This window comes from Roseateles sp. P1_C6, assembly GCF_056406315.1.
In genome coordinates this window covers 14717-39282 of sequence record NZ_JBFUAK010000001.1, presented here as the reverse complement: position 1 = coordinate 39282, position 24566 = coordinate 14717, and the positions used below count along the sequence as shown (strand labels likewise).

The 24566-nt window shown below is 68.6% G+C and carries 25 protein-coding genes and 1 tRNA gene; 15 read left to right on the top strand and 11 right to left on the bottom strand.

All coding sequences use genetic code 11. The annotated features are described in order from the left end of the window. Positions 1 to 23: 23 nt before the first annotated feature. From rhaS to AC1D29_RS00190, 4 genes are all read left to right on the top strand, one after another. On the top strand, positions 24 to 1022 hold the full coding sequence (gene rhaS / locus AC1D29_RS00205; protein ID WP_477893562.1) for a rhamnose ABC transporter substrate-binding protein: 999 nt from the start codon (positions 24 to 26) through the stop codon (positions 1020 to 1022). A 67-nt stretch (positions 1023 to 1089) separates the two neighbouring features. Beyond that, on the top strand, positions 1090 to 2565 hold the full coding sequence (locus tag AC1D29_RS00200) for a sugar ABC transporter ATP-binding protein (protein WP_477893560.1): 1476 nt from the start codon (positions 1090 to 1092) through the stop codon (positions 2563 to 2565). After that, positions 2565 to 3545, top strand: a complete 981-nt coding sequence (locus AC1D29_RS00195) for an ABC transporter permease (protein WP_477894400.1) — start codon at positions 2565 to 2567, stop codon at positions 3543 to 3545. The genes AC1D29_RS00200 and AC1D29_RS00195 overlap by 1 nt, the downstream gene beginning before the upstream one ends. Next, entirely contained in the window at positions 3542 to 4525 is a 984-nt protein-coding gene (locus tag AC1D29_RS00190; protein ID WP_477893558.1) for an ABC transporter permease, read from the top strand. Before AC1D29_RS00195 ends, AC1D29_RS00190 begins: the two co-directional genes overlap by 4 nt. Here AC1D29_RS00190 and AC1D29_RS00185 read toward each other — a convergent pair. The 3 genes from AC1D29_RS00185 to AC1D29_RS00175 form a co-directional block, all read right to left on the bottom strand. Next, positions 4491 to 5006, bottom strand: coding sequence for a hypothetical protein (locus tag AC1D29_RS00185; RefSeq protein ID WP_477893556.1), 516 nt, complete (start codon positions 5004 to 5006; stop codon positions 4491 to 4493). The genes AC1D29_RS00190 and AC1D29_RS00185 overlap by 35 nt on opposite strands. 57 nt (positions 5007 to 5063) lie before the next feature. Next, complete coding sequence (locus tag AC1D29_RS00180) at positions 5064 to 5222, bottom strand: DUF6538 domain-containing protein (protein ID WP_477893554.1); 159 nt, start codon at positions 5220 to 5222, stop codon at positions 5064 to 5066. Between the two features lie 122 nt (positions 5223 to 5344). Continuing rightward, a tRNA-Ala gene (locus AC1D29_RS00175) sits at positions 5345 to 5420 on the bottom strand. 49 nt (positions 5421 to 5469) lie between these two features. Between AC1D29_RS00175 and AC1D29_RS00170 the strand changes: the two genes are divergently transcribed. Further along, a complete protein-coding gene (locus AC1D29_RS00170; protein ID WP_477893552.1) occupies positions 5470 to 5835 on the top strand; it encodes a hypothetical protein in 366 nt (121 codons plus the stop codon). On the opposite strand, the gene mnmH is transcribed toward AC1D29_RS00170, so the two are convergent. The 4 genes from mnmH to AC1D29_RS00150 all read right to left on the bottom strand — a co-directional run bounded on the left by mnmH (position 5830) and on the right by AC1D29_RS00150 (position 11268). Then, positions 5830 to 6888: a tRNA 2-selenouridine(34) synthase MnmH gene (mnmH, locus tag AC1D29_RS00165; protein WP_477893550.1), complete on the bottom strand. Its 1059-nt coding sequence runs from the start codon at positions 6886 to 6888 to the stop codon at positions 5830 to 5832. The two genes, AC1D29_RS00170 and mnmH, sit on opposite strands and share 6 nt — an antisense overlap. Beyond that, positions 6885 to 9482, bottom strand: a complete 2598-nt coding sequence (locus tag AC1D29_RS00160) for a [protein-PII] uridylyltransferase (protein WP_477893548.1) — start codon at positions 9480 to 9482, stop codon at positions 6885 to 6887. The genes mnmH and AC1D29_RS00160 overlap by 4 nt, the downstream gene beginning before the upstream one ends. Positions 9483 to 9486: 4 nt before the next feature. Beyond that, positions 9487 to 10308, bottom strand: a complete 822-nt coding sequence (gene map, locus AC1D29_RS00155) for a type I methionyl aminopeptidase (protein WP_477893546.1) — start codon at positions 10306 to 10308, stop codon at positions 9487 to 9489. Positions 10309 to 10443: 135 nt separating this feature from the next. Continuing rightward, entirely contained in the window at positions 10444 to 11268 is an 825-nt protein-coding gene (locus AC1D29_RS00150; protein WP_477893544.1) for an undecaprenyl-diphosphate phosphatase, read from the bottom strand. A 127-nt stretch (positions 11269 to 11395) separates the two neighbouring features. On the opposite strand from AC1D29_RS00150, the gene AC1D29_RS00145 reads away from it, so the two are divergent. The 3 genes from AC1D29_RS00145 to AC1D29_RS00135 all read left to right on the top strand — a co-directional run bounded on the left by AC1D29_RS00145 (position 11396) and on the right by AC1D29_RS00135 (position 14224). Further along, positions 11396 to 12022 (top strand): TetR/AcrR family transcriptional regulator, encoded by a 627-nt coding sequence (locus tag AC1D29_RS00145; RefSeq protein ID WP_477893542.1) that lies wholly within the window; start codon positions 11396 to 11398, stop codon positions 12020 to 12022. 63 nt (positions 12023 to 12085) lie between these two features. Further along, a complete protein-coding gene (locus tag AC1D29_RS00140; protein WP_477893540.1) occupies positions 12086 to 12739 on the top strand; it encodes a protein-L-isoaspartate O-methyltransferase family protein in 654 nt (217 codons plus the stop codon). 138 nt (positions 12740 to 12877) lie between these two features. Beyond that, positions 12878 to 14224 (top strand): TolC family outer membrane protein, encoded by a 1347-nt coding sequence (locus AC1D29_RS00135; RefSeq protein WP_477893538.1) that lies wholly within the window; start codon positions 12878 to 12880, stop codon positions 14222 to 14224. 16 nt (positions 14225 to 14240) lie between these two features. Here the strand turns inward: AC1D29_RS00135 and AC1D29_RS00130 are convergent, their stop codons facing one another. After that, complete coding sequence (locus tag AC1D29_RS00130; RefSeq protein WP_477893536.1) at positions 14241 to 14750, bottom strand: Lrp/AsnC family transcriptional regulator; 510 nt, start codon at positions 14748 to 14750, stop codon at positions 14241 to 14243. A 108-nt stretch (positions 14751 to 14858) separates the two neighbouring features. Between AC1D29_RS00130 and yedA the strand changes: the two genes are divergently transcribed. Continuing rightward, on the top strand, positions 14859 to 15761 hold the full coding sequence (gene yedA, locus AC1D29_RS00125) for a drug/metabolite exporter YedA (protein WP_477893534.1): 903 nt from the start codon (positions 14859 to 14861) through the stop codon (positions 15759 to 15761). Here the strand turns inward: yedA and AC1D29_RS00120 are convergent. After that, a complete protein-coding gene (locus tag AC1D29_RS00120; protein ID WP_477893532.1) occupies positions 15748 to 16593 on the bottom strand; it encodes an MBL fold metallo-hydrolase in 846 nt (281 codons plus the stop codon). The genes yedA and AC1D29_RS00120 overlap by 14 nt on opposite strands. A 43-nt stretch (positions 16594 to 16636) precedes the next feature. On the opposite strand from AC1D29_RS00120, the gene yaaA reads away from it, so the two are divergent. Next, positions 16637 to 17416, top strand: a complete 780-nt coding sequence (gene yaaA, locus AC1D29_RS00115; RefSeq protein ID WP_477893530.1) for a peroxide stress protein YaaA — start codon at positions 16637 to 16639, stop codon at positions 17414 to 17416. Further along, positions 17413 to 18255 (top strand): 2OG-Fe(II) oxygenase, encoded by an 843-nt coding sequence (locus AC1D29_RS00110; protein ID WP_477893528.1) that lies wholly within the window; start codon positions 17413 to 17415, stop codon positions 18253 to 18255. The genes yaaA and AC1D29_RS00110 overlap by 4 nt, the downstream gene beginning before the upstream one ends. On the opposite strand, the gene AC1D29_RS00105 is transcribed toward AC1D29_RS00110, so the two are convergent. Further along, entirely contained in the window at positions 18237 to 19229 is a 993-nt protein-coding gene (locus AC1D29_RS00105; RefSeq protein WP_477893526.1) for a DUF3667 domain-containing protein, read from the bottom strand. The two genes, AC1D29_RS00110 and AC1D29_RS00105, sit on opposite strands and share 19 nt — an antisense overlap. Continuing rightward, positions 19226 to 19780: a helix-turn-helix transcriptional regulator gene (locus AC1D29_RS00100; RefSeq protein ID WP_477893524.1), complete on the bottom strand. Its 555-nt coding sequence runs from the start codon at positions 19778 to 19780 to the stop codon at positions 19226 to 19228. Before AC1D29_RS00100 ends, AC1D29_RS00105 begins: the two co-directional genes overlap by 4 nt. Before the next feature lie 166 nt (positions 19781 to 19946). Between AC1D29_RS00100 and AC1D29_RS00095 the strand changes: the two genes are divergently transcribed. From AC1D29_RS00095 to AC1D29_RS00080, 4 genes are all read left to right on the top strand, one after another. Continuing rightward, positions 19947 to 20654 (top strand): CoA transferase subunit A, encoded by a 708-nt coding sequence (locus AC1D29_RS00095; protein ID WP_477893522.1) that lies wholly within the window; start codon positions 19947 to 19949, stop codon positions 20652 to 20654. 1 nt (position 20655) lies between these two features. Then, entirely contained in the window at positions 20656 to 21294 is a 639-nt protein-coding gene (locus tag AC1D29_RS00090) for a 3-oxoacid CoA-transferase subunit B (protein ID WP_477893520.1), read from the top strand. Between the two features lie 105 nt (positions 21295 to 21399). Beyond that, positions 21400 to 23100: a DUF1800 domain-containing protein gene (locus AC1D29_RS00085; RefSeq protein ID WP_477893518.1), complete on the top strand. Its 1701-nt coding sequence runs from the start codon at positions 21400 to 21402 to the stop codon at positions 23098 to 23100. Positions 23101 to 23110: 10 nt separating this feature from the next. After that, on the top strand, positions 23111 to 24487 hold the full coding sequence (locus AC1D29_RS00080) for a DUF1501 domain-containing protein (protein WP_477893516.1): 1377 nt from the start codon (positions 23111 to 23113) through the stop codon (positions 24485 to 24487). Positions 24488 to 24566 lie beyond the last annotated feature (79 nt).

Sequence of the window (24566 nt, the reverse complement as noted above, 5' to 3'; positions counted from 1 at the left end):
AGCCCCAAATCCAGGAACGCACCATGACCCTTTGCCGCCGCACGCTGGCGCTCGCCGCTTTCGCAGCCGCCTTTTGCCTCGCAGCCCAAGGCGCCCTGGCCGCCGGCAAGATCGCCATCGTCGCCAAAAGCTCGGGCAACGGCTTCTTCATTGCAGCGCACCAGGGCGCGCTTGAGGCGGCCAAGACGCTGGGCGGCGTGGACATCGTGCTCACCAGCCCCGCCAAAGCCACGGCAGAGGGGCAGATCGAGGTGATCAATGCGCTGATCGCGCAGAACGTCAAGGCCATCATCGTTTCCGCGAACGATCCCGACGCATTGGTGCCGGTGCTCAAGAAGGCCATGGCGCGTGGCATCAAGGTGGTGTCCTTCGATTCGGCGGTGCGCAAGGACGGGCGTCTTGTCCATCTCGCGCCATCGTCCAATGCATTGATCGGCCAGAAGCTCGTGGCCTTGACGGTCGACGCCATCGGCAGCACCGGCGAGATCGCCGTACTGTCGGCCACCGCGCAGGCCACCAACCAGAACCTCTGGATCGCGGAGATGAAGAAGGCGCTGGCCCAGCCGGCGTCCAAGGGTCTGAAACTGGTCAGCGTGGTCTATGGCGACGACCAGACCGACAAGAGCTATCGCGAAGCGCAGGGGCTGCTCAAGAGCTACCCCAACCTGAAGGCCATCGTCGCGCCGACGACGGTGGGCGTCGCGGCGGCCGCCAAGGCGGTGCAGGACGAGAAGAGGGTGGGCCAGGTCTTCGTCACCGGCCTCGGCCTGCCGTCGGAGATGGCTGGCCACGTTCGCAGCGGTGCGGTGAAGAGCTTCGCCATCTGGAACCCCATCGACCTCGGCTACTGCGCCGTGTACATCGCCCATGGCCTGGTCACTGGCAAGACGGCAAGCGCGGGCGCCAGGATCGGCGTCGGCCGTGTCGGCACGGTCACGCTCGACGAGAACTTGGAAGGCGTCATGGCCGAGCCGTTCACCTACGACGCCGGCAATGTCGACAAGTTCGCCAAGTTCTTCTGATCGGGCAGGGGTGCTGTGCCTGCGGGGCGTTCACAAGCGCTTCGGGCCGACGCATGCGCTGCGCGGCGTGGACCTCGAACTCCGGCCTGGCCACGCGCTGGCCGTGATCGGCGAGAACGGCGCGGGCAAGTCGACGCTGGTCAAGATCCTCACCGGCGTCCATCAGCCCGACGAGGGCGAACTGTGGCTGGACGGCCAGCCGGTGCGCCTGCACGGCACGCACGCGGCCCAGGCGTCTGGCATCGCCGCCGTGCACCAGGAAACGGTGATGTTTGAGGAGCTGACTGCGGCCGAGAACATATTCATCGGCCGGCAGCCCATGCGCGGGCCTGCGGCCTTGCGGGTGGTGGACTGGGCGACGATGAACCGCCTGGCGCAGGAGGTGCTGGATCAGGTGGGGGCGGGCTTTGACGCCACGACGCCAGTCCGGCAGCTCAGCCTGGCTCAGCGGCATCTCATCGAGATCGCGCGGGCCCTGTCGCACCAGGCCCGCGTCGTCATCCTGGACGAACCCACCGCCGCGCTGTCGCAGTCGGAGATCCGTGACTTCTACGGCCTCGTGCGCGGGCTGCTGGATCGCGGCGTGGCGGTGCTGTTCATCTCGCACAAGTTCGACGAGCTGTTCGCGGTCTGCGACCAGTACTTGGTACTGCGGGATGGCGCCTCGGTGGGCGCCGGGCGCATGAAGGAGGCCAGCGAGCCGGAGCTGTTGCGCCTGATGGCCGGTCGCAGCATCGAGCAGGTGTACCCGAGTGTGGACACGCAGCCCGGCGCGGTCGTCCTGGAGGCGCGTGACCTCAGCCACGCGACGGAGTTCGACGGCATCAGCTTTGAGCTCAGGCGTGGCGAGATCCTGGGCTTTTACGGCCTGGTCGGCGCAGGGCGCAGCGAGGTCATGATGGCGCTGATGGGGCTGAAACCGCTGGCTCGCGGCCGCATCTTGATGGACGGCCAGGAGCGGTGCATCCGCGATCCGGCCGACGCGATCTCGCTGGGGCTGGCCTACGTGCCCGAGGAGCGCCAGCGCCAGGGCGGCATTCTCGATTTCTCGGTGCGGCACAACCTCAGCCTGGCCGCGCTGGCCGGACCGAGGCATGCCGTCAAGGGTCAGTTCTCGCGCGGGCCCTGGTTGTCTGCCCTTCGCGAGAGCGCGTTGGCGCAGCGCCTGATTGAACGGCTGCAGATCAAGACCGCCAGCCAGGACACGCCGCTGTCGGGTCTGTCGGGCGGCAACCAGCAGAAGGTCGTCATCGGCAAGTGGTTGGGGCTGAATCCGCGCGTGGTGATCCTGGACGAGCCCACCAAGGGCATCGACGTGGGCGCCAAGCAGGCGGTCTATCAACTCGTCGCGGAGATGGTGGCGCAGGGGCTGGCGGTGATCCTGGTGTCCTCCGAACTGCCCGAGGTGATGAACCTCGCGCATCGCGTGGTGGTCATGAAGCGTGGCAGACAGGTGGCGGCGTTCAGGCGCGGCGAGGCCGATGCGGAGACCCTCGTGGCCGCGGCTTCAGGCCTGGCGCTGCCGAGCAGGAGCGTTGCGTGATGCTTGCTGCCAACCCGACCTTTCGCCGCGAGTGGGCGTTGGCCGCAGTCATCGTGGCCATCAGCTTGGCCGTGGGCTGGCGATCCCCTGTCTTCCTCACGCCGCGCAACGCGCTGGACATCGCCAACGACTCCGCGCTGCTCGCCATCCTCGTGATCGGTCAGATGCCAGTGCTGCTGACGCGCGGCATCGATCTGTCCGTGGCGTCCAACCTGGCCTTGACGGGCATGCTGGTGGCGCTGTTCGGCAAGCTCTTTCCGGGCGCCGGCGCGCCGGTGTTGATCGTGCTGGCGCTGGCCCTGGGTGCGGCGCAAGGCGCCCTCAACGGCTGGCTGATCACGCGCTTCGAGTTGCCGCCCATCGTCGTCACGCTGGGCACCATGTCCGTCTACCGCGGCGCCATTTTCCTGGTCAGCGGCGGCGCCTGGGTCAACGACCAGGACATCCACACGGCCATCAAGGCCCTGCCTCGCTCGACGCTGCTGGGTTTGCCGCTGCTGGTCTGGTTTGCGGCGGTGGTCGCCGCGCTGGGGTGGTGGCTGCTGCGCTGGCGCCGTGAAGGCCGTGATCTCTACGCCTGCGGCGGCAACCCGGCGGCGGCGCGGGTCGTGGGCATTCCGGTCTCGCGACGCATCCGCATGGCCTACACGCTGTCTGGCGCCCTGGCGGGGCTGGCTGGCCTGCTCTGGGTCGGCCGCTACGCCATCGCTTTCACCGAGCTGGCGGCCGGCTTTGAGCTCACGGTGATCGCGGCCTGCGTCATCGGCGGCATCAGTGTCGGGGGTGGTGTCGGCACGGTCGGGGGTGCGGTGCTGGGCGTGCTGTTCATCGGCGTCATCAATGCAGCCTTGCCGGTGATTCACGTCTCGCCGTTCTGGCAGCAGGCGATTGCCGGCGCCGTCATCCTGGTCTCGGTGATGCTGAACGCCCGAGCGCAGCGACAGTCGGGGCAGCAGATCCTGGAAAGGCGAGCCGCGTGAAAGTCTGGGGTTCCTGGGAGTGCATCCTGGCGGCACTGATCGTCGCCGTCTACGTCGGATTCGGGCTCGGCATCGACGGCTTTGCCTCTCCGTACGCCCTTGCTGACAGCACGACCAACATGTCGGAGAAAGCCCTGATCGCCATGGCGATAGCGCTGCTGATCATCGCTGGCGAGATCGACTTGTCCATCGCCGCGACCATGGCACTGTGCTCGCTGGCCCTGGGCTATGCGATGCAGGCCGGGGCGGGAGCCGCTGGCATGCTCGCCGCCGCCGTGGGATGCGGCATCACCTGTGGCGCCTTCAACGGCTGGCTGGTCACGCGTTGGCAGCTACCCTCCATCGTCGTCACCATTGGCACCTTGTCGCTGTATCGCGGCCTGGCCCTGGTGCTGCTGGGCGACCAGGCCATCACTGGCTACCCGGAGTGGCTGAGCCAGTGGGGCAACGGCACGCTGGGTGACCTGTTGGGCTGGCCGTGGCTGATCGTTCCGATCGAGTTCGGCGTCATGCTGGCCGTGGGGGTTGCGTTCATGCTGCTGCAGCACCGCACCGTCCATGGCCGCCGCATCTATGCGATTGGCGCCAACCCCCTGGCGGCGCGCTTCTCGGGCATCGCCGTGCAGCGCTATCGGCTGCTGCTATTCACCCTGGCGGGCCTGATGGCGGCGCTGGCGGCCGTGCAGTTGACCGGCCGCATCGGCAGCACGCGGCCCAACCTCGCGTTCGGCTGGGAACTGGACGCCGTCACCATCGCCATCCTCGGCGGCGTGGCCATCGAAGGCGGCCGCGGCAGCGTGCTGGGCGTGTTGCTCGCGACGGCGCTGCTGGGCGGCTTCACCTTCGCACTCGGCATGCTGAACGTCGCCGGCATGGTGATGACCACAGTCGCTGGCGGATTGCTCATCGGCGTCATGGTGCTGCCGCGTCTGAGGCGAAAAGGGGCTAAAGGAGCTGCTCAGCGGTGTGACGGGGCCTAGGAAGCGGCCGGTGCCGGCTTGCAGGGCAGACAGTTTTGTGCGCATTTGACGGTGTCGCAACGTCCTCGCCGTTGTAGCGGCGCAAGAGGTTTTCGTTCGCCTTAATGGCAGCCCTGCCATAGGCAATAGCGAGCCGCTTGGAGTCCAGCTCGCCGAGCCTGCTTTCGTATCCGTACAGCCTCAAGAACTCGTCGCACAGGGGCTGCAGCTCTCTGATTTCACCCCTGGCCACGTCCTTCCGAAGACGGGGCAGCACCTCGGCGTAGTCCCGTTGATAGGCCTCAATTTCCTCATCGGTGTATGCGGGCGGACGGCCTTCCGTGTCTTTGTCGCTATCCGTGTATCCAAGCATGCGGCGGGCTTCATCACTCGCCAGCGCCGCAGCTTCTACATGGGTGGCGAGCAACTCAAGCAGTTCCGGCGTTAGCTCCGAAATGATGGTCGTGGCGCGGACGTAACGCTCTGCCGTGTGCTCGAGCACCCTTGGGCGTCGTGCTCGCCAGTCGGCTTGGAGCTTGCCGTGCTCCACGTAGAACCGCTAGACCGCTTCCCGCAAATTGGAAGTGTGAAGCGACTTCCAGATTTCTTTGTCTAAGCCTTTCCCCTTCGCCCACGCGAGAAGATCGGCAGGTATTCGGACGCGCAGGTAGTAGGTGCCGTTTGGGTGGCTGACTAAGCCTCTTGGTCTGACGGGCATGTCGGTCTCGTTGTCGACCGAACCTCGCTTTGAGCTGTGGTATGGCACCTTTGTGTAGAAAACAAAGAAATAAGCCCTTGTTTCTAAAGGAACTTCCTAAGAATCAAGGGCTTAGATGCCTGTGGTGGAGAGGAGGAGGATCGAACTCCCGACCTCCGCATTGCGAACGCGGCGCTCTCCCAGCTGAGCTACCCCCCCACACGCGTCAAAAGTATAGCCCGCGACGGCGCTGCTATCGTGCGCGGCCATGGTGCCCCGCAAGCCCACGGCCTCCGGCCTGCACGACCTCGCGCCGCTGCGCCGCACGCCCTTCCTGCAGGCCGATCTGCGGCTGGACGCCGCCAGCGTGCGCCGGCTCAGCCCCATCCACTTCCCGCGGCCGGCCGCGCCGCAGACCTTGTTTGCCGTCGTCGGGGCGCAGGAGAGCGAGGAGTTCCGTCGCCAGAACCGCTTGATCCGTGAGGCCTGGGGCGCCCGCGCGGTGCCGGTCTGCGAGGAGCTGCCCGGCTGCAACCACTTCACGGTCTTGCACGATCTGGCCGACCCGCAAGGCCGTGCCCACCAACTGGCGCGCCGACTGCTGGGCCTGCGCTGGTACAGCGGCCTGTTATGAGCCGGCGTTGATCAGCGCCCGCGCGGCCTCGGTCATGCAGGCCTGGGCGCCGTCTGCCAGCTCGATGTGGCGGGCTCGCGCCAGCGCCGGGAAATGGCCGCGCAGCGAGCGCTCGTAGCCGGGGTCGTAGTGCTCGCGCATCAGCTCGGCGAAGACGCCGGCCCATTCGCCCTTGCGGGCGCGCGCCTGCCAGTCTTCCACGCGGGCGCGGCCGCGCAGTTCGATGAGGCCGTCCAGCGCGCGGCAGAAACTGTCCGGGTCGGCGCCGAAATGGCCGTATTCCTGCAGCAGCAGCTCGACGCGGGCGGCCTCGGGCATCGCGATCCAGATGCATTCGCTGCGGTTGCGCATCGCCGCCAACAGCGCTTCGGGCACGGTGATGCGGCCGATCTTGCGGCTCTCGCTTTCGACGAAGACGGGCCGGGTGGCGTCCAGTGCGCGCAGCGCCGCCCACAGCGCGCTGTCGAACGCTTTCTGGCTGGGTTGGGCTTCATCGGGCAGGGCGCCGAGCACGGAGCCGCGGTGGGCGGCCAGCGCTTCGAGGTCCAGCACCTGGGCGCTCTCGGTGGCCAGCGCCTGCAGCAGCCGCGTCTTGCCGCTGCCGGTGCGGCCGCACAGCACCTGCCAGTCGAAGCGGCCGGGCAGGGCATCGAGGTCGTCACGCACCTGGGCGCGGTAGGCCTTGTAGCCGCCCATCAGTTGGCGCGAGCGAAAGCCGATCTGCCCCAAGAACCAGTGCATGGCGCCCGAACGCTGGCCGCCGCGCCAGCAATAGACCAGCGGGCGCCAGGTCTTGGGGAAGCCGACGGCGGTGGTCTCCAGGTGCCGGGCGATGTTGCGCGCGACCAGGGACGCGCCCAGCTTGCGCGCCTCGAAGGGCGAGGTCGCGTAGAGCAGGCCCACGTCGTGGCGCTCCTGGTCGTCCAGCACCGGCCAGTTGATCGCGCCGGGCATGTGGTCCTCGGCGAACTCTGCCGGCGAGCGCACGTCGACGAAGGCGTCGAAACGATCCAGTTCGGCGACCGCTTCGACGATGGTGGTCGTGTAGCTCATGCGGGCAGCGAGACCGCGTCCAGCAGTTCGCTCTCGATCTGCAATTGCGCCTTGTTCTGCTGCAGCGCCGGGCCGTCGACGAGGAAGGTGTCTTCGACGCGCTCGCCCAGCGTCGAGATCTTGGCCAGCTGCAGGTTGATGCCGTGGCGGGCCAGCACGCGGGCGATGGCGTAGAGCAGGCCGGCGCGGTCGCTGGTGGAGATGGTCAGCAGCCAGGCGGTGGCGCGCTCGTCCGGGCGCAGCGAGATGCGCGGCGAATAGGGGAAGCTCTTGACGCGGCGCGACAGCCGGCCGCGCCGGGGTTCGGGCAGCGGCCCCTCGGCCTGCAGCGCGGCGCCGAGCTTCTGCTCGACCAGCGGCACGAGGTCACGGTGGTGCACGTCGGCCTCGGGGCGGATGACCTGGAAGGTGTCCAGCGCATAGCCGTTGCGCGTCGTGTGCACCTTGGCGTCCAGGATGCTGAAGCCGGCGGTGTCGAAGTAGCCGCAGATGCGGGCGAACAAGTCCTGCTGGTCGGGCGCGTAGACCAGCACCTGCAGGCCTTCGCCGATGGGCGAGGGGCGGGCGCGCACGACCGGCACCAGCGTGTCCACGTGGCGCCACAGCGAGCGTGCATGCCAGGCCAGCTCGGCGCCGTCATGGCGGGCGAAATAGCTGATGGCCAGGCGCTTCCACAGCGGTTCCTCGGTGCCGGGCAGCTGCGAGTGCAGGGCCAGGTCCTGCCGCGCCTCCGCCTTGCGGGCCTCGATCTCGGCGTCGAGGTTGATGGGTGCACCGCCCACCGCGCGCAGCGTGATGCGGTAGAGATCCTCCAGCAGCTTGCCCTTCCAGGCATTCCAGACTTTGGGGCTGGTGCCGCGGATGTCGGCGACGGTCAGCAGGTACAGCGCCGTGAGCCGACGGGCGTTGCCGACCTTGGCCGTGAAGGCGGCGATGACCTCGGGGTCGGACAGGTCTTCCTTCTGCGCGACGCGCGACATCGTCAGGTGGTGCTCGACGAGGAAGACGCACATGGCGGTGTCTTCCGCGTTCAAGCCGTGCTGGCGGCAGAAGCGCTTGACCTCGGTGGCGCCCAGCTCGGAGTGGTCGCCGCCGCGGCCCTTGGCGACGTCGTGGAAGAGGGCGGCGATGTAGAGCAGCTCGGGCTGGTCGAACTGCGCGGCCAGCTGCGAGCAGAACGGGTACTCGTGCGCATGCTCGGGCACGAAGAAGCGCCGCACGTTGCGCAGCACCATCAGGATGTGCTGGTCCACGGTGTAGACGTGGAACAGGTCGTGCTGCATCTGCCCGACGATGGCGCGGAACACCCACAGGTAGCGGCCCAGCACCGAGGTCTGGTTCATGAGCCGGAACGCATGTGTCTGGCCCTCGGGCGCACGCAGCATGGTCATGAAGGTCGCGCGGTTGACCGGGTCGCGCCGCCAGGCCGCGTCCATCAGGCCGCGGGCGTTGTACAGCGCCCGCAGCGTGCGCGCCGACAAGCCCTTGATGCCCGGCGTCTGCTGGTAGACGAGGAAGGTGCGCAGGATGGCGTGTGGGTCGCGCTGGTAGAGGTCGTCGCTGGCGACCTCCAGCATGCGGCCGCGATCCAGATAGTCCGGCTGGCCTTCGAGCGGGCGCAGCATGTCCTGCTGCGAGCCGTTGATCTGCTCTTCCAGGTTCAGCAGCAGGATCTGGTGCAGCTGCGTGACCGCCTTGGCGGCCCAGTAGTAGCGCCGCATCAGCAGCTCGGACGCGCGCACCGAGTCCGTCGACACGAAGCCGAAGCTCTGCGCGACGGCCGTCTGCAGGTCGAACACGAGACGGTCCTCGCGCCGGCCGGCCACGGCGTGCAGGCGGGCGCGGATCAGGCGCAGCTGGCCCTCGTTGCGCTGCAGCTGACGGCTCTCGAATGGCGTGATGAGGCCGCGCTGCGCAAGAGCCTTCCAGGTCTTGCCCAGGCCCGCCGCCCGGGCGACCCACATCAGCATCTGCAGGTCGCGCAGGCCGCCGGGGCTTTCCTTGCAGTTGGGCTCCAGAGCGTAGGGCGTGTCGTCGAACTTGGTGTGGCGCTGCAGGCTCTCCAGCGTCTTGGCGCGGAAGAAAGCCTTGGGGTCCATCGCCTGGATGAAGCGCTTGGACAGCAGCTTGAACAGCTTGGCATCGCCGGCCAGCGCGCGGGCTTCCAGCAGCGCGGTCTGGATGGTCACGTCGGCCTGTGACTCGGACAGGCATTCGCCCAGCGTGCGCACCGAGGAGCCGATCTCCAGGCCGACATCCCAGCAGGACGTGATGAAGCTCTCGATGGCCGCCTTGACCGGGCCGGGCACATGGGCCTCGACGCCGTCGGGCAGCAGCACCAGCACGTCGACGTCGGAATGCGGGAACAGCTCGCCACGGCCATAGCCGCCGACGGCCGCCAGGCAGGCGCCGGCCGGCATGCCGGCCTGGGCCGCCTGCGCCCACAGGCTTCGCAACGTGTCGTCGACATGGCGAGCCAGGCGGCGCAGCAGTGCCTGTGCACCGGCCTGCGTCGGCCGTTCGGCCAGGAAGCCGTCGATCAGCGCCTGCTTGCCAGCCTTGAACTGCTGGCGGAGATCGGCAAGTGTCGCCACGGCTTTACGCCGTGGCCGCAGCGGCCTGCGTGATGAAGGCCGGCGGCGGCGGGCTGCCGGCGGAGACGGTCATGACCTCGTAGCCGGTGTCGGTGACGAGGATGGTGTGTTCCCACTGCGCCGACAGGGAACGGTCCTTGGTGACGATGGTCCAGCCATCGCCCATCTCGCGGATCTCGCGGCGGCCGGCGTTGATCATGGGCTCGATGGTGAACATCATGCCGGGCACCAACTCGTCCAGCGTGCCCGGGCGGCCGTAGTGCAGCACCTGCGGTTCCTCGTGGAAGACCTGGCCGATGCCGTGGCCGCAGAACTCGCGCACGATGGAAAACCCGGCGTTCTCGGCAAAGGTCTGGATGGCATGGCCGATGTCGCCCAGGCGCGCGCCGGGCTTGACCTTGGCGATGCCCTTCCACATGGCTTCGTACGTGAACGCGCACAGACGCTTGGCCGCGATGCTGCCCTCGCCGACGACGAACATGCGGCTGGTGTCGCCATGCCAGCCGTCCTTGATGACGGTGACGTCGATGTTGACGATGTCGCCGTTCTTCAGCGCCTTGTCGTTGGGGATGCCGTGGCAGACCTGCTGGTTCACCGATGTGCAGATCGACTTGGGGTAGGGGATGTAGCCGGGCGGGCAGTAGTTCAGCGGCGCGGGGATGCCCTGCTGCACGTGGACGATGAAGTCGTGCGCCAGCTTGTCCAGCTCGTTGGTCGTGATGCCGGGCTTGACGTGCGGCGTGAGCATGTCCAGAACTTCGGACGCCAGGCGCCCGGCGATGCGCATGCCTTCGACGTCGGCTGCGGTCTTGATCGTGATGGCCATGTGTTGATTATCCCAGCCAGAAGCGGCGCAAGTTCGGCACGGTTTTCAGCCGCGTGACTGCCGCGGAACCGGCTTTGCCGGGCCGCTGGCAGTGCCCCCTCGGGGGGGCGGCGCAGCCGGTAGGGGGGCCGTCCGTCAGTCGGCCCAGATGACCGTACCGGTGACCCAGGTGGCCAGCACCAGGATGCCGAAGGCGATGCGATACCAGGCGAACGGTACGAAATTGTGGGTGGCCACGTAGCGCAGCAGCCAGCGCACGCAAGCCCAGGCGGCCAGGAAGCTGACGATGAAGCCGACCGCGAACATCGGCGCATCGGCGATGGACAGCGCGTGGCGCTCCTTCCACAGGCTGTAGCCACCGGCCGAGATCAGGGTCGGAATGGCGAGGAAGAAGGAGAAGTCCGTCGCCGCCTTGCGCGACAGGCCCAGCAGCATGCCACCGATGATGGTGGCGCCCGAGCGGCTGGTGCCCGGGATCATGCCCAGGCATTGCACGAGGCCCACCTTCAGCGCGTCCAGCGCCGTCATGTCGTCCACGCTCTGCACGCGGGCCTGCGGCTGGGCGCGCTTTTCCACCCACAGGATGATCAGACCGCCGACGATGAAGGCCGCGGCGACGACCGGGGCGTTGAAGAGGTGGGCCTTGATGGCCTTGTAGACCGTCAAGCCGACCAGGCCGGCCGGCAGGAAGCCGATCGCGATATTCAGCACGAAGCGTTGCTGCTTGGCGCTGCTGGCCAAGCCACCCAGCGCCTCGCGGATGCGAGCCCAGTAGACGATGAACACGGCCAGGATGGCGCCGCTCTGGATGGCGATGTCGAAGACCTTGGACTTGGCGTCCGTCATGCCGAGCAGGCTGCCGGTCAGGATCAGGTGGCCTGTCGACGAGACGGGCAGGAACTCGGTCAGCCCCTCGACGATGCCCATGATGGCGGCTTTGATCAGCAGGATGACATCCACGTAACAGCTCCGGAAGGCAAACGAATGCAAAAAGGCGGCGCAGTGTAGCGAGAGGGCATGCCGACGGCTTGCGGCTGGCTGGCCCTGACGGCTACATTAGTGACCCTTCGGTCATTAACTCTTCGCCTTGGCCACCGCCACGCCCCGTCAACGACGCAAGGACGCCCGCCCGCAGGAGCTGCTGGAGGCGGCCCTGGAGCTGTTCGTCGAAAAAGGCTTCGCAGCCACGCGCAGCGAGGAGGTGGCGGCGCGTGCCGGTGTCGCCAAGGGCACGCTGTACCGCTACTACCCCAGCAAGGACGAGTTGTTCAAGGCCATGGTGCGCGAGAACCTGTCCGTGCACATCGCCGAGTCGGCCGCGCAGGCGGCGCAGTACGAAGGCTCCATCGCCGAGCTGCTGGTGGAGATGATGCGCACCTGGTGGGCCAAGGTCGGGCAGGGCAACGCGGGCGTGGTCTGCACGCTGCTGATGATCGAGGCGCGCAACTTCCCGGAGCTGGCGCGGTTCTACGTGGACGAGGTCATCACGCCGTCGCAGAACCTGCTGGGCGGGCTCATCGAGCGGGGCATCCAGGCGGGCGAGTTCCGCGCCGTGCCTGTCGAGGCCACGGTGCACATGCTGATCGCGCCCATGCTGCACATGATGCTGCACGAGCACTCCTTTGGCGACCAGGACGTCTGCCACCACACCATGAGCCCGATGGAGCTTCTGGACGCGCAAATGTCGCTGCTGCTGCACGGCCTGTTGGCTTAGCCGGTCTGACCTCTAGAATTTTGCCTTTCAGTCCGCCGTACCGCGCGCCTCCCGGAGAACAAGATGAACCTCGAACAAGCCCGCTTCAACATGATCGAGCAGCAGATCCGCCCGTGGGACGTGCTCGACCCCAGCGTGCTGGAGCTGCTGCACGTTGTGCACCGCGAGGATTTCGTGCCCGAGGCCCACAAGGTGCAGGCCTTCGTCGACGTCGAGCTGCCGCTGACCGCCACGCGCAAGATGCTGGCGCCCAAGGTCGAGGCCCGGCTGCTGCAGGAGCTGAAGGTGCAGCGCCACGAGAAGGTGCTGGAGATCGGCGCCGCCACGGGTCACCTGGCCGCGCTGCTGGGTCACAAGGCCCAGCGCGTCATCGCCGTGGAGGCCGATGCCGGCCTCGCCGCCCAGGCCGCCGCCAACCTCAAGCGCGCCGGCGTGCTCAACGTCAGCGTGCTGAACCAGGACGGCGCGGCCGGCCTGCCGGCCGAGGAGCCCTTCGACGTGATCCTGCTGTCGGGCTCCGTCGCCTCGGTGCCGCAGGCGCTGCTGAACCAGCTCAAGGTCGGTGGCCGCCTGATTGCCATCGTCGGTGGCGAGCCGGTCATGCGTGCCACGCTGTTCACGCGCACCGGCGCGGCAGATTTCCGCAGCGTCGAACTCTTCGACACCGTCGCCGGCCGCCTGCCCGGCTTCACCGAAGCACCCGCCTTCAGTTTCTGAGCCGCATGCAGCCCGTCGCCGCCAAACGCCGATTGCACCCCCTGAGGGCGCAGGTCGTCGCATGGCTTCAGTCATCGGCGGGCTTTGCGTCTATAACCCCGGCCGCTGCTTAATTCACTGCTCCAGCCAAGGAATCCCATGCCCTTCGTCCCAGCCCGACGCCTGATCCTGCAACCGCTGGCACTCGCCGCCGGCCTTCTGCTCGCCGGTGCGGCCCAGGCCCAGAGCCTGCAAGAGCTCTACGACGCCGCGCGGGGCTATGACGCGACTTATCTGGCGACCAAGGCCAGCGCCGACGCCGCCGCCGCCCGTGCGGCCCAGGCCGAGGCACTGACCCGCCCGTCCTTCGGTCTGTCGGCCTCCGGCACCCAGGCGCGCACCGACCCGCCCGGCACCACGGCCATCAACAGCACGACGCTGACGGCCGGGCTGCAGGGCAAGTACTCGGTCTACAACGCAGCCAACATGCCCACCATCGACAAGGCCCGCCGCGGCTACGCGGTGGCCCAGGCCGACCTGGAGAGCGCCGAGCAGGACCTGATCGTGCGCCTGACCACGGCTTATTTCGATGTGCTGGCGGCCAAGGACGCGCTGACCACGTCGCAGGCCAACAAGACCGGCATTGCCGAGCAGCTGGCGTCGGCCAAGCGCAATTTCGAGGTCGGCACGGCCACCATCACCGACACGCGCGAAGCCCAGGCCCGCTACGACCTGGCCGTCGCGCAGGAATTGGCGGCGGACAACGACCTGCGCGTCAAGCGCGTGACGCTGGATCAGTTCGTCGGCCGCGTCGGCGTCGAGCCCAAGGGCCTGGCCCAGCCGGTGGCGCTGCCGGYGCTGCCCAGCACCAATGTCGACACCTGGGTTGCCACCGGCGACGACCAGCACCCCGCCATCCGCAAGGCCCGCCTGGGCCTGGAAGTGGCGCAGCTGGACACGCAGATCGCCCGTGCCGGCGAGAAGCCCACGCTGGACCTGAACGGCAACGTCGGTGCGCAGAACCTGCACAACAGCCTGAACGGCGCGGCCGCGACGGCCTCGGGCGTCGGCACGGCCAAGACGGCCAGCGTCGGCCTGACGCTGAGCTACCCGCTGTACACCGGCGGCCTGACGCAGAACCGCATCAAGGAAACGCTGGTGTTGGAGGAGAAGGCCCGCAACGACCTCGACTTCGCCCGCCGCAGCGTCTCCGAGGCCACACGCCGTGCCTTCTTCGGCGTGCAGTCGCTGAAGGCCCAGGTCAGCGCCTACGAGGCCGCCGAGGCCTCCACCAAGCTGGCGCTGGAAGCCACGCAGCTGGGCTACAAGGTCGGCGTGCGCGTCAACCTGGACGTGCTGAACGCGCAGACTCAGCTCTACACGACGCAGCGCGACCTGGCCAAGGCGCGCTACGACGTGGTCGTCAACAGCCTCAAGCTGCGCCAGGCCTCGGGCCAGCTGCGCGCCGAGGACGTCAACTCGGTCAACACGCTGCTCGCCAAGTAAGCCTGCGAGCCTGCTTTCAAGCCCCGCCGCGGCGGGGCTTTTTCTTGGCCGCGGCCGGTTGCGGCGCGGGCTCGGAGTCGGTCGTCGGCAGCGGCTTCAGCGGCGCGTGCTCACGCAGCGCGTGCAGGATGATGGCGGTGGACGTGGGCGCCTGCTGGCAGAAGCGCGACAGCGCCGCGCGCAGATGCGCCACGTCACGCACGGCGAGTTCCAGGATCCAGCTGTCCTCGCCGGTCACGCCGTAGGCCGTCAACACCTCGGGGCTGGACTCCAGCGCTCGCGCCATCGCTGCGTCATCCAGGCTGGTGATGCGGATGATGGCGCGGATGGCGTAGCCCAGCTTGCCGGCATCGACGATGGCGCGGTAGCCGCAGATGACGCCGGCTTCCTCCAGCTTGCGCACGCGTTCCGTCACGGCCGGCTGGCTCAAGTGCACGCGGCGGCCCAGCTCGGCCATCGTCAGGCGCGCGTCGGCCTGCAATTCGGCCAGGATGCGATGGTCGTGCTGGTTGAGTTCTATGGCCATGAAAGTCTTGTCAAAGCGTTGAAACGTTCTTGAATATTAAGGCGGAGTCATGTTTCCACCTTCAAAGACCCATGTTGTCTGTGAGCCGGAATTCCTACGATGCCGGCCATGAACACGACCACCTTGCCCCTCAAGACCGCGCCGGGCCTGAGCGCGAAACTGATGCTCTGCCTGGCCGCCACCTGGCTGGTCTGGGGTTCCACCTACCTCGCCATCAAGGTCGCGCTGGTCAGCCTGCCGCCGTTCTTCCAGATGGGCAGCCGCTTCCTCGTCGCGGGGGCGCTGCTGGCGGGCTGGATGCGCTGGCGCGGCGCACCCTGGCCCAGCCGGCGGCAGTGGCTGCATGCGCTGGTCATCGGCGGCCTGATGCTGGGCGGTGGCATGGGCGGCACGGCCACGGCCGAGCAGACGGTGGGGTCGGGCCTCGTCGTCGCCTTCATCGCCGTGATGCCGCTGATGATTGCCGGGCTGAACCTGCTGTGGGGCGAGAAGCCGACGCGGCTGGAGAGCCTGGGCATCGCCTTCGGCCTGGTCGGCGTGCTGCTGTTGACGCAGGGCCAGGGCTTTGGCGCGTCGCCCACTGGCCTGGTCGCCATCAGCGTGGCCTGCGCGAGCTGGGCCGTGGGCAGCGTGCTGTCGCAGCGCAGCCTGCCGCTGGCGCCGGGGCCCATGGGGTTTGCCAGCGAGATGCTGGCCGGCGGTGCGCTGCTGATGGGCCTGAGCCTGGTCAGCGGCGAGGCGCTGCCCACGCACATCGAGCCGCAGGCGCTGTGGGCCTGGGTCTACCTCGTCGTGTTCGGTTCGCTGGTGGCCTTCAACGCCTACATGGTGTTGCTGGCGGAGGCGTCGGCCGGGCTGGCGTCCAGCTACTCCTTCGTCAACCCCGTCATCGCGATGCTGCTGGGCGTGACGCTGGCCGGCGAGCACATCAGCGGCCACGAGTGGCTGGCCGCGGGCATCGTGCTGGTGGGCGTCGTGCTGCTGCTGGTCGGACGGGCTAAAGCGCGTTGATGGGGATGCGCAGGTAGGCCACGCCGTTGTCTTCGGCCGGCGGCAGCTGGCCGGCGCGGATGTTGACCTGCAGCGCCGGCAGCATCAGTGCCGGCACGCCCAGCGTCGCGTCGCGGGCGCGGCGCATCGCGACGTATTCGGCCTCGCCGACGCCATCGCGCACGTGGATGTTGGCCGCGCGCTGCTCGGCCACCGTCGTCTGCCAGCGCGCCTCACGGCCTGCGGGGTAGTCGTGGCAGACGAACAGCCGCGTCGCGGGCGGCAGCGCCAGCAGGCGCCGCATGGAGCGGTAGAGCTGCGTCGCGTCGCCGCCGGGGAAATCGGCGCGGGCGCTGCCCAGGTCGGGCATGAACAGGGTGTCGCCGACGAAGACGGCGTCCTCGATGGCGTAGGCCAGGTCGGCCGGCGTGTGGCCGGGCACCAGCAGCGCGGTGACCTCGATGCCGCCCAGGTGCAGCGTCTCGCCGTCGCGCAGCAGGCGGTCGAAGCCGTCGTCGACGACCGGCAGGTTGTAGAGCCGGCCGAAGCCCGCCTGCACGTCGCGGATGTGTTCGCCGATGGCGATCAGCCCACCGGCCTGCCGCTTCAGATACGGCGCTGCGGACAGGTGGTCGGCATGGGCGTGCGTCTCCAGGATCCACTGCAGCGTCAAGGCCTGTTCGCGCAGATGCGCCAGCAGCGCGTCGGCCGAGCGCGTCGCCGTGCGGCCCGCCGCGGCGTCGTAGTCCAGCACCGGGTCGATGGCGGCGGCCTGGCGCGTCATGGGGTCGTGCACGACATAGCTGACCGTGCCGGTTGCAGGGTCGTGGAAGCCTTGGATGGCGATGGGCATGCGTGGATTCTCGCGGGCCGGGCCTGGGCCAAAATCCGCGCCCATGCTGTTTCTGCTTTCTCCCGCCAAGTCGCTCGACTACGACACGCCCACGCCACCCGAACTGGCGCCGGCGCTGACCCGCCCGCAATTCCTCGCCGACACCGCCGCGCTGATCGACGTGCTGCGCAGCAAGACCGTCGCCGACGTGCGCGGGCTGATGGATTTGTCCGAGCCGCTGGCCCAGCTCAACGTCGACCGCTACGCCGCCTGGCGCCCGCGCTTCACCGAGCACAACAGCAAGCCGGCCGTGCTGGCCTTCAACGGCGACGTCTACGACGGGCTGGACGCGAAGACGCTGTCGGCCGACGACATCGCCTGGGCGCAGACGCATGTGCGCATGCTGTCGGGCCTGTACGGCATCCTGCGTCCGCTGGACCGCATGCAGCCGTACCGGCTGGAGATGGGCACGCGGCTGGCCACGCCGGCCGGCGCCAGCCTGTACGACTACTGGGGCGACCGCCTGGCGCTGCACCTGAACAAGCTCGCCCGCGCGGAGAAGGTGCCCGTCGTCGTCAACCTCGCGTCGCAGGAATACTTCCGCGCGGCCGACCGCAAGGCGTTGAAGCCCAGGGTCGTCGACTGCCAGTTCGAGGACTGGAAGAACGGCGAGTACAAGATCATCAGCTTCTTCGCGAAGCGCGCCCGCGGGCTGATGGCGCGCTTCGCGATCCAGAATCGCGTCGAGACACCCGAAGCCCTGAAGGACTTCGATCTCGACGGCTACCGCCTCGCGCCCGAGGTGTCCTCCCCTGAACGACTCGTCTTCCGCCGCAAGTCATGAGCCAACAAGTCATCACCCCCGAGCTGTGTGAGTGGATTTCCGAACAGTCCCGCGCCGGCCATGCATCAGAGAGCATCCTCGCCGCGATGCTGGGCAGCGGCTGGGACGAGGGCATTGCCCGCCAGGCGCTGGCGCGCACGCTGGGTCAGTCAGCCACGCTGACGGCGCCGCCGGGCGCGACGCCGGGCCTGCCCGAGCCCGACATGAGCCGCTTCGCCCCCGTCATGAATGCTGGCGACCGCGCGGTGAAGGTGTTGATGGCGCTGCGCCAGCCGCGCGTGGTGGTCTTCGGTGACCTGCTGAGCGACGAGGAATGCGACGGCATCATGGCCCTGGCGACCAAGCGCCTGGCGCGCTCCGAGACGGTGGCCACCGCCGCCGACGGCAGCGAGGTGAACGCCGCGCGCACCAGCGACGGCATGTTCTTCGAGCGCTGCGAGACCGAACTGATCCGCACGCTAGAAGCGCGCATCGCCACGCTGCTGCGCTGGCCGCTGGACCATGGCGAGGGCCTGCAGGTGCTGCGCTATCGCCCGGGCGCGGAGTACCAGCCGCACTACGACTACTTCGACCCCGGCCACGTCAGCACGCCCAACATCCTCAAGCGCGGTGGCCAGCGCGTCGGCACGCTGGTCATGTACCTGAACACGCCGGCGGCTGGCGGCGCGACCATCTTCCCGGACATCGGCCTGGACGTCGCGCCCGTCAAGGGCAATGCCGTCTTCTTCAGCTACGACCGGCCGCACCCGGGCACGCAGACGCTGCATGGCGGCGCGCCGGTGCTCGAGGGTGAGAAGTGGGTCGCCACCAAGTGGCTGCGTCAGGCCGTCTTCACCTGAACCGTTGCGGCAATGCCGGCCACCAGCAGGCCCAGGCCCAGGATCAGCAAGAGGAAATAGCCGATGCTGAGCAGCACGCCGCGCCAGAGAGCCCCGAACCGGTTCACACCGTAGACCCGCCGCAGCGCGGCCACGCCATGGCCGAAGACCGCAAAGATCAGCAGCGCCTGGAACCCGGCTGCCACGCCCGTCAACAGCGCCAGGAACCACAGGCTGTGGCTGTGCAGCGAGAACACGAAGTGCTCGGCATAGCGCCGCCCGGTGCCAGCAAACATCGCCAGCAGCAGTGCCGCGAACACGGGCTGCATGGCCAGCATGCCGTAGGGAGCCAGGGCGACGAGCCGCGCGGTCCACTGCTCGTTGGTCATGGAGCCGGCGTTCTTGACGAGGCGGTTGGCCCAGCGCTCGAACGGCGTGCAGGCCACCGGTTTTGCGGTTTCGCAATCGCTGAACTCGGTGATGAAGGTCGTCCGGCCACGGGGTGGGGCGCTGCCGGCGCTGGAGGCGGCCTGCGCCTTGGCCAGGGCTTGCGCTTCGGCGGCCGTCTCGTTGGGCGTCGCGCCCGGCTTCACGCGCAGCTTCACGGGCTTGCCCGGCTCCACGACGCGCGCTGCGTCCGCCGCCTCGTTGCCGGTGTCAACGGCGGCACTCTGCGGCAGCAGGTGCGTGCCGACGAAGAACAGGAAGCTTGCGGTGAGGTAGACCCGCAGCGGCAGCACGTAGCGGCGCCGCTGGCCATGGAAGTAGGCGTTCGTCAGATGACCCGGCAGCGCGATCAGGGCCCACAGCGTGCGCCACAGCGGGCCGTCGAAGGCGACGTAGTGGCCCAGGTACTCCGTGAACATCTCGCGCACCGACGGCGGGTGCAGGTCGGTCTCCTGGCCACAATGGCCGCAGTAGACCGGGCGCGGCGTGGCCAGCGTGAAATGGCAGTTGCGGCAGTAGGGCAGCTCAGGCGCGTGGTGGCGGCTCATGCGGACAGCAGTTTGTTGATCAGCTCGGGCGTGCTGGCCGCCTGGTATTTCTTCATCAGCCGGCCGCGGTAGATGTCCACCGTGCGCGGGCTCACGCCCAGCCGGCGGCCGATCAGCTTGCTGGTCTGCCCCTCCACCAGCAGCGCCGCGATCTCGCGCTCGCGTGGCGTCAGGTCGGCCGTGATCTGGCGGCGCGCCGACAAGTCCTCGAAGCTCCAGATGCCGCGGGCATGCGGGTCGGCCGGGTCCAGCGCGCGGCCGGTGACATGGCACCAGAACAGCTCGCCGCTGCCGAGGCGCCGCATGACGCGGTCGTCCGCGTAGTGGCCTTGCGCGTCCAGGCTGGCGACGATGCGCTCGCCGGTGCGCTGGAACTCGACGGCGCTCGGGTACATCACCGCAAAGCTCTGGCCCACCAGCTGCTCGCGCGTCGCGCCGAACATGCGCAGCACGCGCTCGTTGCAGTCGACGATCTGGCGCTGGGCGGACAGCACCAGGCCGATGGGGGCGAGCTGGAAGGCGCTGCGGTAGTCGATGGCGTCAGGGCTCAAGCGGAAGGTCAGGCTGGGGCGGGCGGCCGCGATCCTACCCGGGCAGCGGTTGCCACCGCCGGCAACGGTCGGGCGGCCAGCGCGGTAAGTCCTTAGGCAATCTTGCGTAATCGACGCCGCGAAGGCAGGGCGCTACGCTTCGCCCCTCATCCAAGCAGGAGACGGCATGAACAAGGTGTACCCGAGCGCTGAAGCAGCGCTGCGCGGCGTTGTGAAGGACGGGCAGATGCTCGCGGTCGGCGGCTTCGGCCTGTGCGGCATCCCCGAGGCGCTGATCACGGCGCTGCGCGACAGCGGCGTCAAGGACTTGACGGTCATCTCCAACAACGCTGGCGTGGACGGTTTCGGCCTGGGTGCGCTGCTGGTCACCCGGCAGATCAAGAAGATGATCTCCAGCTACGTGGGCGAGAACAAGGAGTTCGAGCGCCAGTACCTGGCCGGTGAGTTGGAGCTGGAGTTCACGCCGCAGGGCACGCTGGCCGAGAAGATGCGCGCCGGCGGCGCCGGCATCCCGGCCTTCTTCGTGCGCACCGGCGTGGGCACGCTGATCGCCGAGGGCAAGGAATCGCGCGAGTTCAACGGCGAGACCTACATCCTGGAAAAGGCGCTCGTGCCCGACGTGTCGCTGGTCAAGGCCTACAAGGCCGACAAGAGCGGCAACCTGGTGTTCCGCCGCACGGCGCGCAACTTCAACCCGGCCGCGGCGATGGCCGGCCAGTTGACGGTGGTCGAGGTGGAACACCTCGTCGAGACCGGCGAGATCGACCCGGACGACGTCCACCTGCCGGGCATCTACGTGCACCGCATCGTCGTCAACGCCAATCCGGAGAAGCGGATTGAAAAGATGACCCTCTCGCCGAAGAAGGAGGCCTGACATGCCCTGGACCCAAGATCAGATGGCCGCCCGCGCGGCCCAGGAGCTGGAAGACGGCTTCTACGTGAACCTCGGCATCGGCATTCCGACGCTGGTGGCCAACCATGTGCCCGCCAGCAAGGAAGTCTGGCTGCAGAGCGAGAACGGCATGCTCGGCATCGGCCCCTTCCCGACCGAGGACGAGGTCGACGCCGACCTCATCAACGCCGGCAAGCAGACGGTGACGACGCTGCCCGGCAGCAGCATCTTCGGCAGCCACGACAGCTTCGCGATGATCCGCGCCGGCAAGATCAACCTCAGCATCCTGGGCGCGATGCAGGTCAGCGCCAATGGCGACCTGGCCAACTGGATGATCCCGGGCAAGATGGTCAAGGGCATGGGCGGCGCGATGGACCTGGTGGCCGGCGTCAAGCGCGTCATCGTGCTGATGGAGCACGTGGCCAAGAAGAAGGACGGCACCGAGGACCTGAAGATCATCCCGGCCTGCACGCTGCCGCTGACGGGCGTGGGCGTGGTGGACCGCATCATCACGGACCTGGGCGTGTTCGATGTGGTGCCCGGCGGCATCAAGCTCGTCGAGCTTGCCGAAGGCGTCACGCGCGAACAAGCGCAAAGCAAGACCGGGGTTCCGTTGCTCTGACGTAAAGACCGGGGCTTGTCCCCAGTTCAAGGGCCTCGACGGGTCGGCGCAAGCCGGCCCGTTTTCGTTGGGTGACGATCCAGCACAACAACGAGCGAGGACCCCATGCGCGCACCGCCGACGCCTGAAGTCGAGACCATCGCCCCGGCACCCGAGACCCGTGCCACACCGGACCCCGGCATCGCGGCCGCAGCCGCAGCCGCCGCGTTGCTGGCCGCCTGCGGCGGGGGCGGCAGCGCGCCCGCGCCTTCGCCCCCACCACCGCCTCCACCACCCCCGCCGCCGCCCGGCATCAGCGACGCGGAGGCTGCCCGCTTCCTGACCCAGGCCGGCTTCTCGGCCAGCAGTGCCGACATCGCCACCGTCAAGGCCAACGGCTATGCCGCCTGGCTGGACGCGCAGTTCGCGCTGCCTGTCAGCGCGGGTCATTTCGACTGGATGTCGGCCAACGGCTACGCGGTCGTCGACTACCGCAACAGCTTTGCCGGCGTCGACAACACGCTGTGGCGCAAGCTGATGTCCGCGCCCGACTCGCTGCGCCAGCGCGTCGTGCTGGCGCTCAGCGAGATCTTCGTCATCTCGATGAGCGGGCTGCCGGTGTCCTGGCGCGGCTTTGCGGTGGCAGCCTATGTGGACATGCTGGAGCAGCGCTGCTTTGGCAGTTACCGCGAACTGCTGGACGCGGTGACGCTGTCCAACGGCATGGGCGTCTACCTGGCGATGCGCGGCAACCGCAAGGAAGACACCAGGACCGGCCGCGTGCCCGACGAGAACTATGCGCGCGAGGTCATGCAGCTGTTCAGCATCGGCCTCGTCCAGCTCAACACCGATGGCAGCCCCAAGCGCGACGGCAGCGGCAACCCCATCGAGACCTACAACCAGGTCAACATCACCGACCTGGCCCGCGTCTTCACCGGCTGGGACTTCGACGGCGCAAGCAGCACCGACCCCGGCTTCATGAAGAAGCCCATGGTCAACAACCCGGCGCGCTTCTCGACCGGCGCGAAGAAGGTGCTGGACGTGGACATCCCCGCGACCGCCGATGGCGCGGCCGCGTTGAAGACGGCGCTGGACACGCTGGCGGCGCACCCCAACGTCGGGCCCTTCATCGGCCGCCAGCTGATCCAGCGCCTGGTCGCCAGCAACCCCAGCCCCGCCTACGTGGGCCGCATCGCCGCCGTCTGGGCCGACAACGGTGCCGGCCAGCGCGGCGACCTGAAGGCCGTCATCCGCGCCATCCTGCTCGACGCGGAGGCCCGCACGGTGCCCACCGCGCCCGGCGCCGGCAAGCTGCGCGAGCCGCTGCAGCGCTTCATCCAGTGGGGCCGCACGTTCAATGTCGCATCGCCCAACGGGCTGTGGAACATCGGCGACACGAGCAACCCCGGCACGCGGCTGGGCCAGAGCCCGCTGCGCAGCCCGTCGGTCTTCAACTTCTTCCGCCCCGGCTATGTGCCGCCCAACTCCACGCTGGGCAGCAACGCGGTCACGGCGCCCGAGTTCCAGCTCTGCAACGAGAGCACGGTCGCCGGCTACCTGAACTACCTGCAGACCGCCATCGCCAACGGTATCGGTGACGTGAAGCCCAGCTACACGGCGGAACTGGCGCTGGCGGGCGACGCCCCTGGCCTGGTCGCCGACCTGGCGCTGCGCCTGGGCGGCGGCGGCATCTCGGCGACCACGCAGGCCACCGTCGCCACCGCCGTCGCGACGATCGGCGCGGCCACCGACACCGGCAAGCTCAACCGCGTGCAGGCCGCCATCCTGATGCTGATGGCCTGCCCCGAATACCTGATCCAGAAGTGAGGGGACGACCATGAAGCTCAACCGACTCCCCGAACTGCAGCGCCGCGAGTTCCTGCGCCGCGCCTCGGCGCTGGGGCTGGCCGGCACGGCCGCGCCGCTGGCGTTGAACCTGGCTGGCATCGGCGAAGCCGCCGCGGCCACGGCCCCGGGCGACTACAAGGCGCTGGTCTGCGTGTTCCTGTACGGCGGCAACGACCACGGCAACACGCTGGTGCCCTATGACACTGCCAGCTACGACGCCTATGCCCAGATCCGCCAGACGCTGGCCACGCCGCGCGACCAACTGGCCGCCACCGCGCTGGGCCTGAACGTCGGCGGCCGGCAGATGGCGCTCGCGCCCCAGTTGCCCAAGCTCAAGGCGCTGTGGGACGCCGGGCGCATGGGCCTGCAGCTCAATGTCGGCACGCTGATCCAGCCCACCACGCTGGCCCAGTACAATGCGCAGAGCGTGCCGTTGCCGCCCAAGCTGTTCTCGCACAACGACCAGCAATCCGTCTGGCAGAGCAGCTCGCCCGAGGGCGCCACGTCCGGCTGGGGCGGCCGCATGGGCGACCTGTTCCTGGCCGGCAACGGCACGGCCACCTTCACCTGCATCAACGCGTCCGGCAACGCCGTCTACATGGCCGGCAAGCAGGCCGTGCAATACCAGGTGTCGACCAGCGGCGCGGTGCCCATCAACGGCATCCTGAAGCCGCTGTACGGCTCGCAGGCCTGTGCCGACGCGCTGCGCGGCCTTATCACGGCCGACCGCACGCACTGGATGGAGTCGGAGCTGACCCGCGTCGTGACGCGCTCGGTCAGCGCCCAGGGCGTCGTCAGCGCCGCGCTGGCCGGCGTGCCCGCGCTGCAGACCCCCTTCGACACGGCCAGCAGCCTGTCCAGCCAGCTGCTCATCGTCGCCAAGCTCATCGCCGCGCGCCAGGCGCTGGGGGCGACGCGCCAGGTCTTCTTCGTGTCGCTGGGCGGTTTCGACACCCACGACGCGTTGGCCGAGGAGCATCCCGGCCTGCTGACCGCCGTGGACAACGCGCTGGCCAGCTTCTACGCGGCCACGGTGGAGCTGGGCGTCGCCGGCCAGGTCACCAGCTTCACGGCCAGCGACTTCGGCCGCTCGCTGACCAGCAACGGCGATGGCTCCGACCATGGCTGGGGCAGCCACCACGTCGTGCTGGGCGGGGCGGTGCAGGGCGGCCGCTACTGGGGCACGCTGCCGTCGGTCAGCGTCAACGGGCCCGATGACGTGGGCCAGGGCCGGCTGCTGCCGACCACGTCGGTGGACCAGCTGGGTGCCACGCTGGCGACCTGGATGGGCGTCGCCGGCAGCGATCTGGCCACCGTGCTGCCGCGCATCGGCAACTTCGCGCAGCGCGACATGGGCTACTTCTGAGCGCTGCGGCTACCCTACCGTGGTGGGGTGTTGGCGCTGCGTGGAATGGGCGCCAATCGGAGTCATCGACAGCACGCAG

Bases quoted from the DNA above. Each gene is read 5' to 3' on its own strand.
- rhaS (WP_477893562.1), top strand. From the start codon at position 24: ATGACCCTTTGCCGCCGCACGCTGGCGCTCGCCGCTTTCGCAGCCGCC.
- AC1D29_RS00195 (WP_477894400.1), top strand. From the start codon at position 2,565: ATGCTTGCTGCCAACCCGACCTTTCGCCGCGAGTGGGCGTTGGCCGCA.
- AC1D29_RS00180 (WP_477893554.1), bottom strand. From the start codon at position 5,222: ATGCCCGTCAGACCAAGAGGCTTAGTCAGCCACCCAAACGGCACCTAC.
- AC1D29_RS00170 (WP_477893552.1), top strand. From the start codon at position 5,470: ATGGTGCCCCGCAAGCCCACGGCCTCCGGCCTGCACGACCTCGCGCCG.
- mnmH (WP_477893550.1), bottom strand. From the start codon at position 6,888: ATGAGCTACACGACCACCATCGTCGAAGCGGTCGCCGAACTGGATCGT.
- map (WP_477893546.1), bottom strand. From the start codon at position 10,308: ATGGCCATCACGATCAAGACCGCAGCCGACGTCGAAGGCATGCGCATC.
- AC1D29_RS00140 (WP_477893540.1), top strand. From the start codon at position 12,086: ATGAACCTCGAACAAGCCCGCTTCAACATGATCGAGCAGCAGATCCGC.
- AC1D29_RS00130 (WP_477893536.1), bottom strand. From the start codon at position 14,750: ATGGCCATAGAACTCAACCAGCACGACCATCGCATCCTGGCCGAATTG.
- yedA (WP_477893534.1), top strand. From the start codon at position 14,859: ATGAACACGACCACCTTGCCCCTCAAGACCGCGCCGGGCCTGAGCGCG.
- AC1D29_RS00120 (WP_477893532.1), bottom strand. From the start codon at position 16,593: ATGCCCATCGCCATCCAAGGCTTCCACGACCCTGCAACCGGCACGGTC.
- yaaA (WP_477893530.1), top strand. From the start codon at position 16,637: ATGCTGTTTCTGCTTTCTCCCGCCAAGTCGCTCGACTACGACACGCCC.
- AC1D29_RS00110 (WP_477893528.1), top strand. From the start codon at position 17,413: ATGAGCCAACAAGTCATCACCCCCGAGCTGTGTGAGTGGATTTCCGAA.
- AC1D29_RS00105 (WP_477893526.1), bottom strand. From the start codon at position 19,229: ATGAGCCGCCACCACGCGCCTGAGCTGCCCTACTGCCGCAACTGCCAT.
- AC1D29_RS00095 (WP_477893522.1), top strand. From the start codon at position 19,947: ATGAACAAGGTGTACCCGAGCGCTGAAGCAGCGCTGCGCGGCGTTGTG.
- AC1D29_RS00090 (WP_477893520.1), top strand. From the start codon at position 20,656: ATGCCCTGGACCCAAGATCAGATGGCCGCCCGCGCGGCCCAGGAGCTG.
- AC1D29_RS00085 (WP_477893518.1), top strand. From the start codon at position 21,400: ATGCGCGCACCGCCGACGCCTGAAGTCGAGACCATCGCCCCGGCACCC.
- AC1D29_RS00080 (WP_477893516.1), top strand. From the start codon at position 23,111: ATGAAGCTCAACCGACTCCCCGAACTGCAGCGCCGCGAGTTCCTGCGC.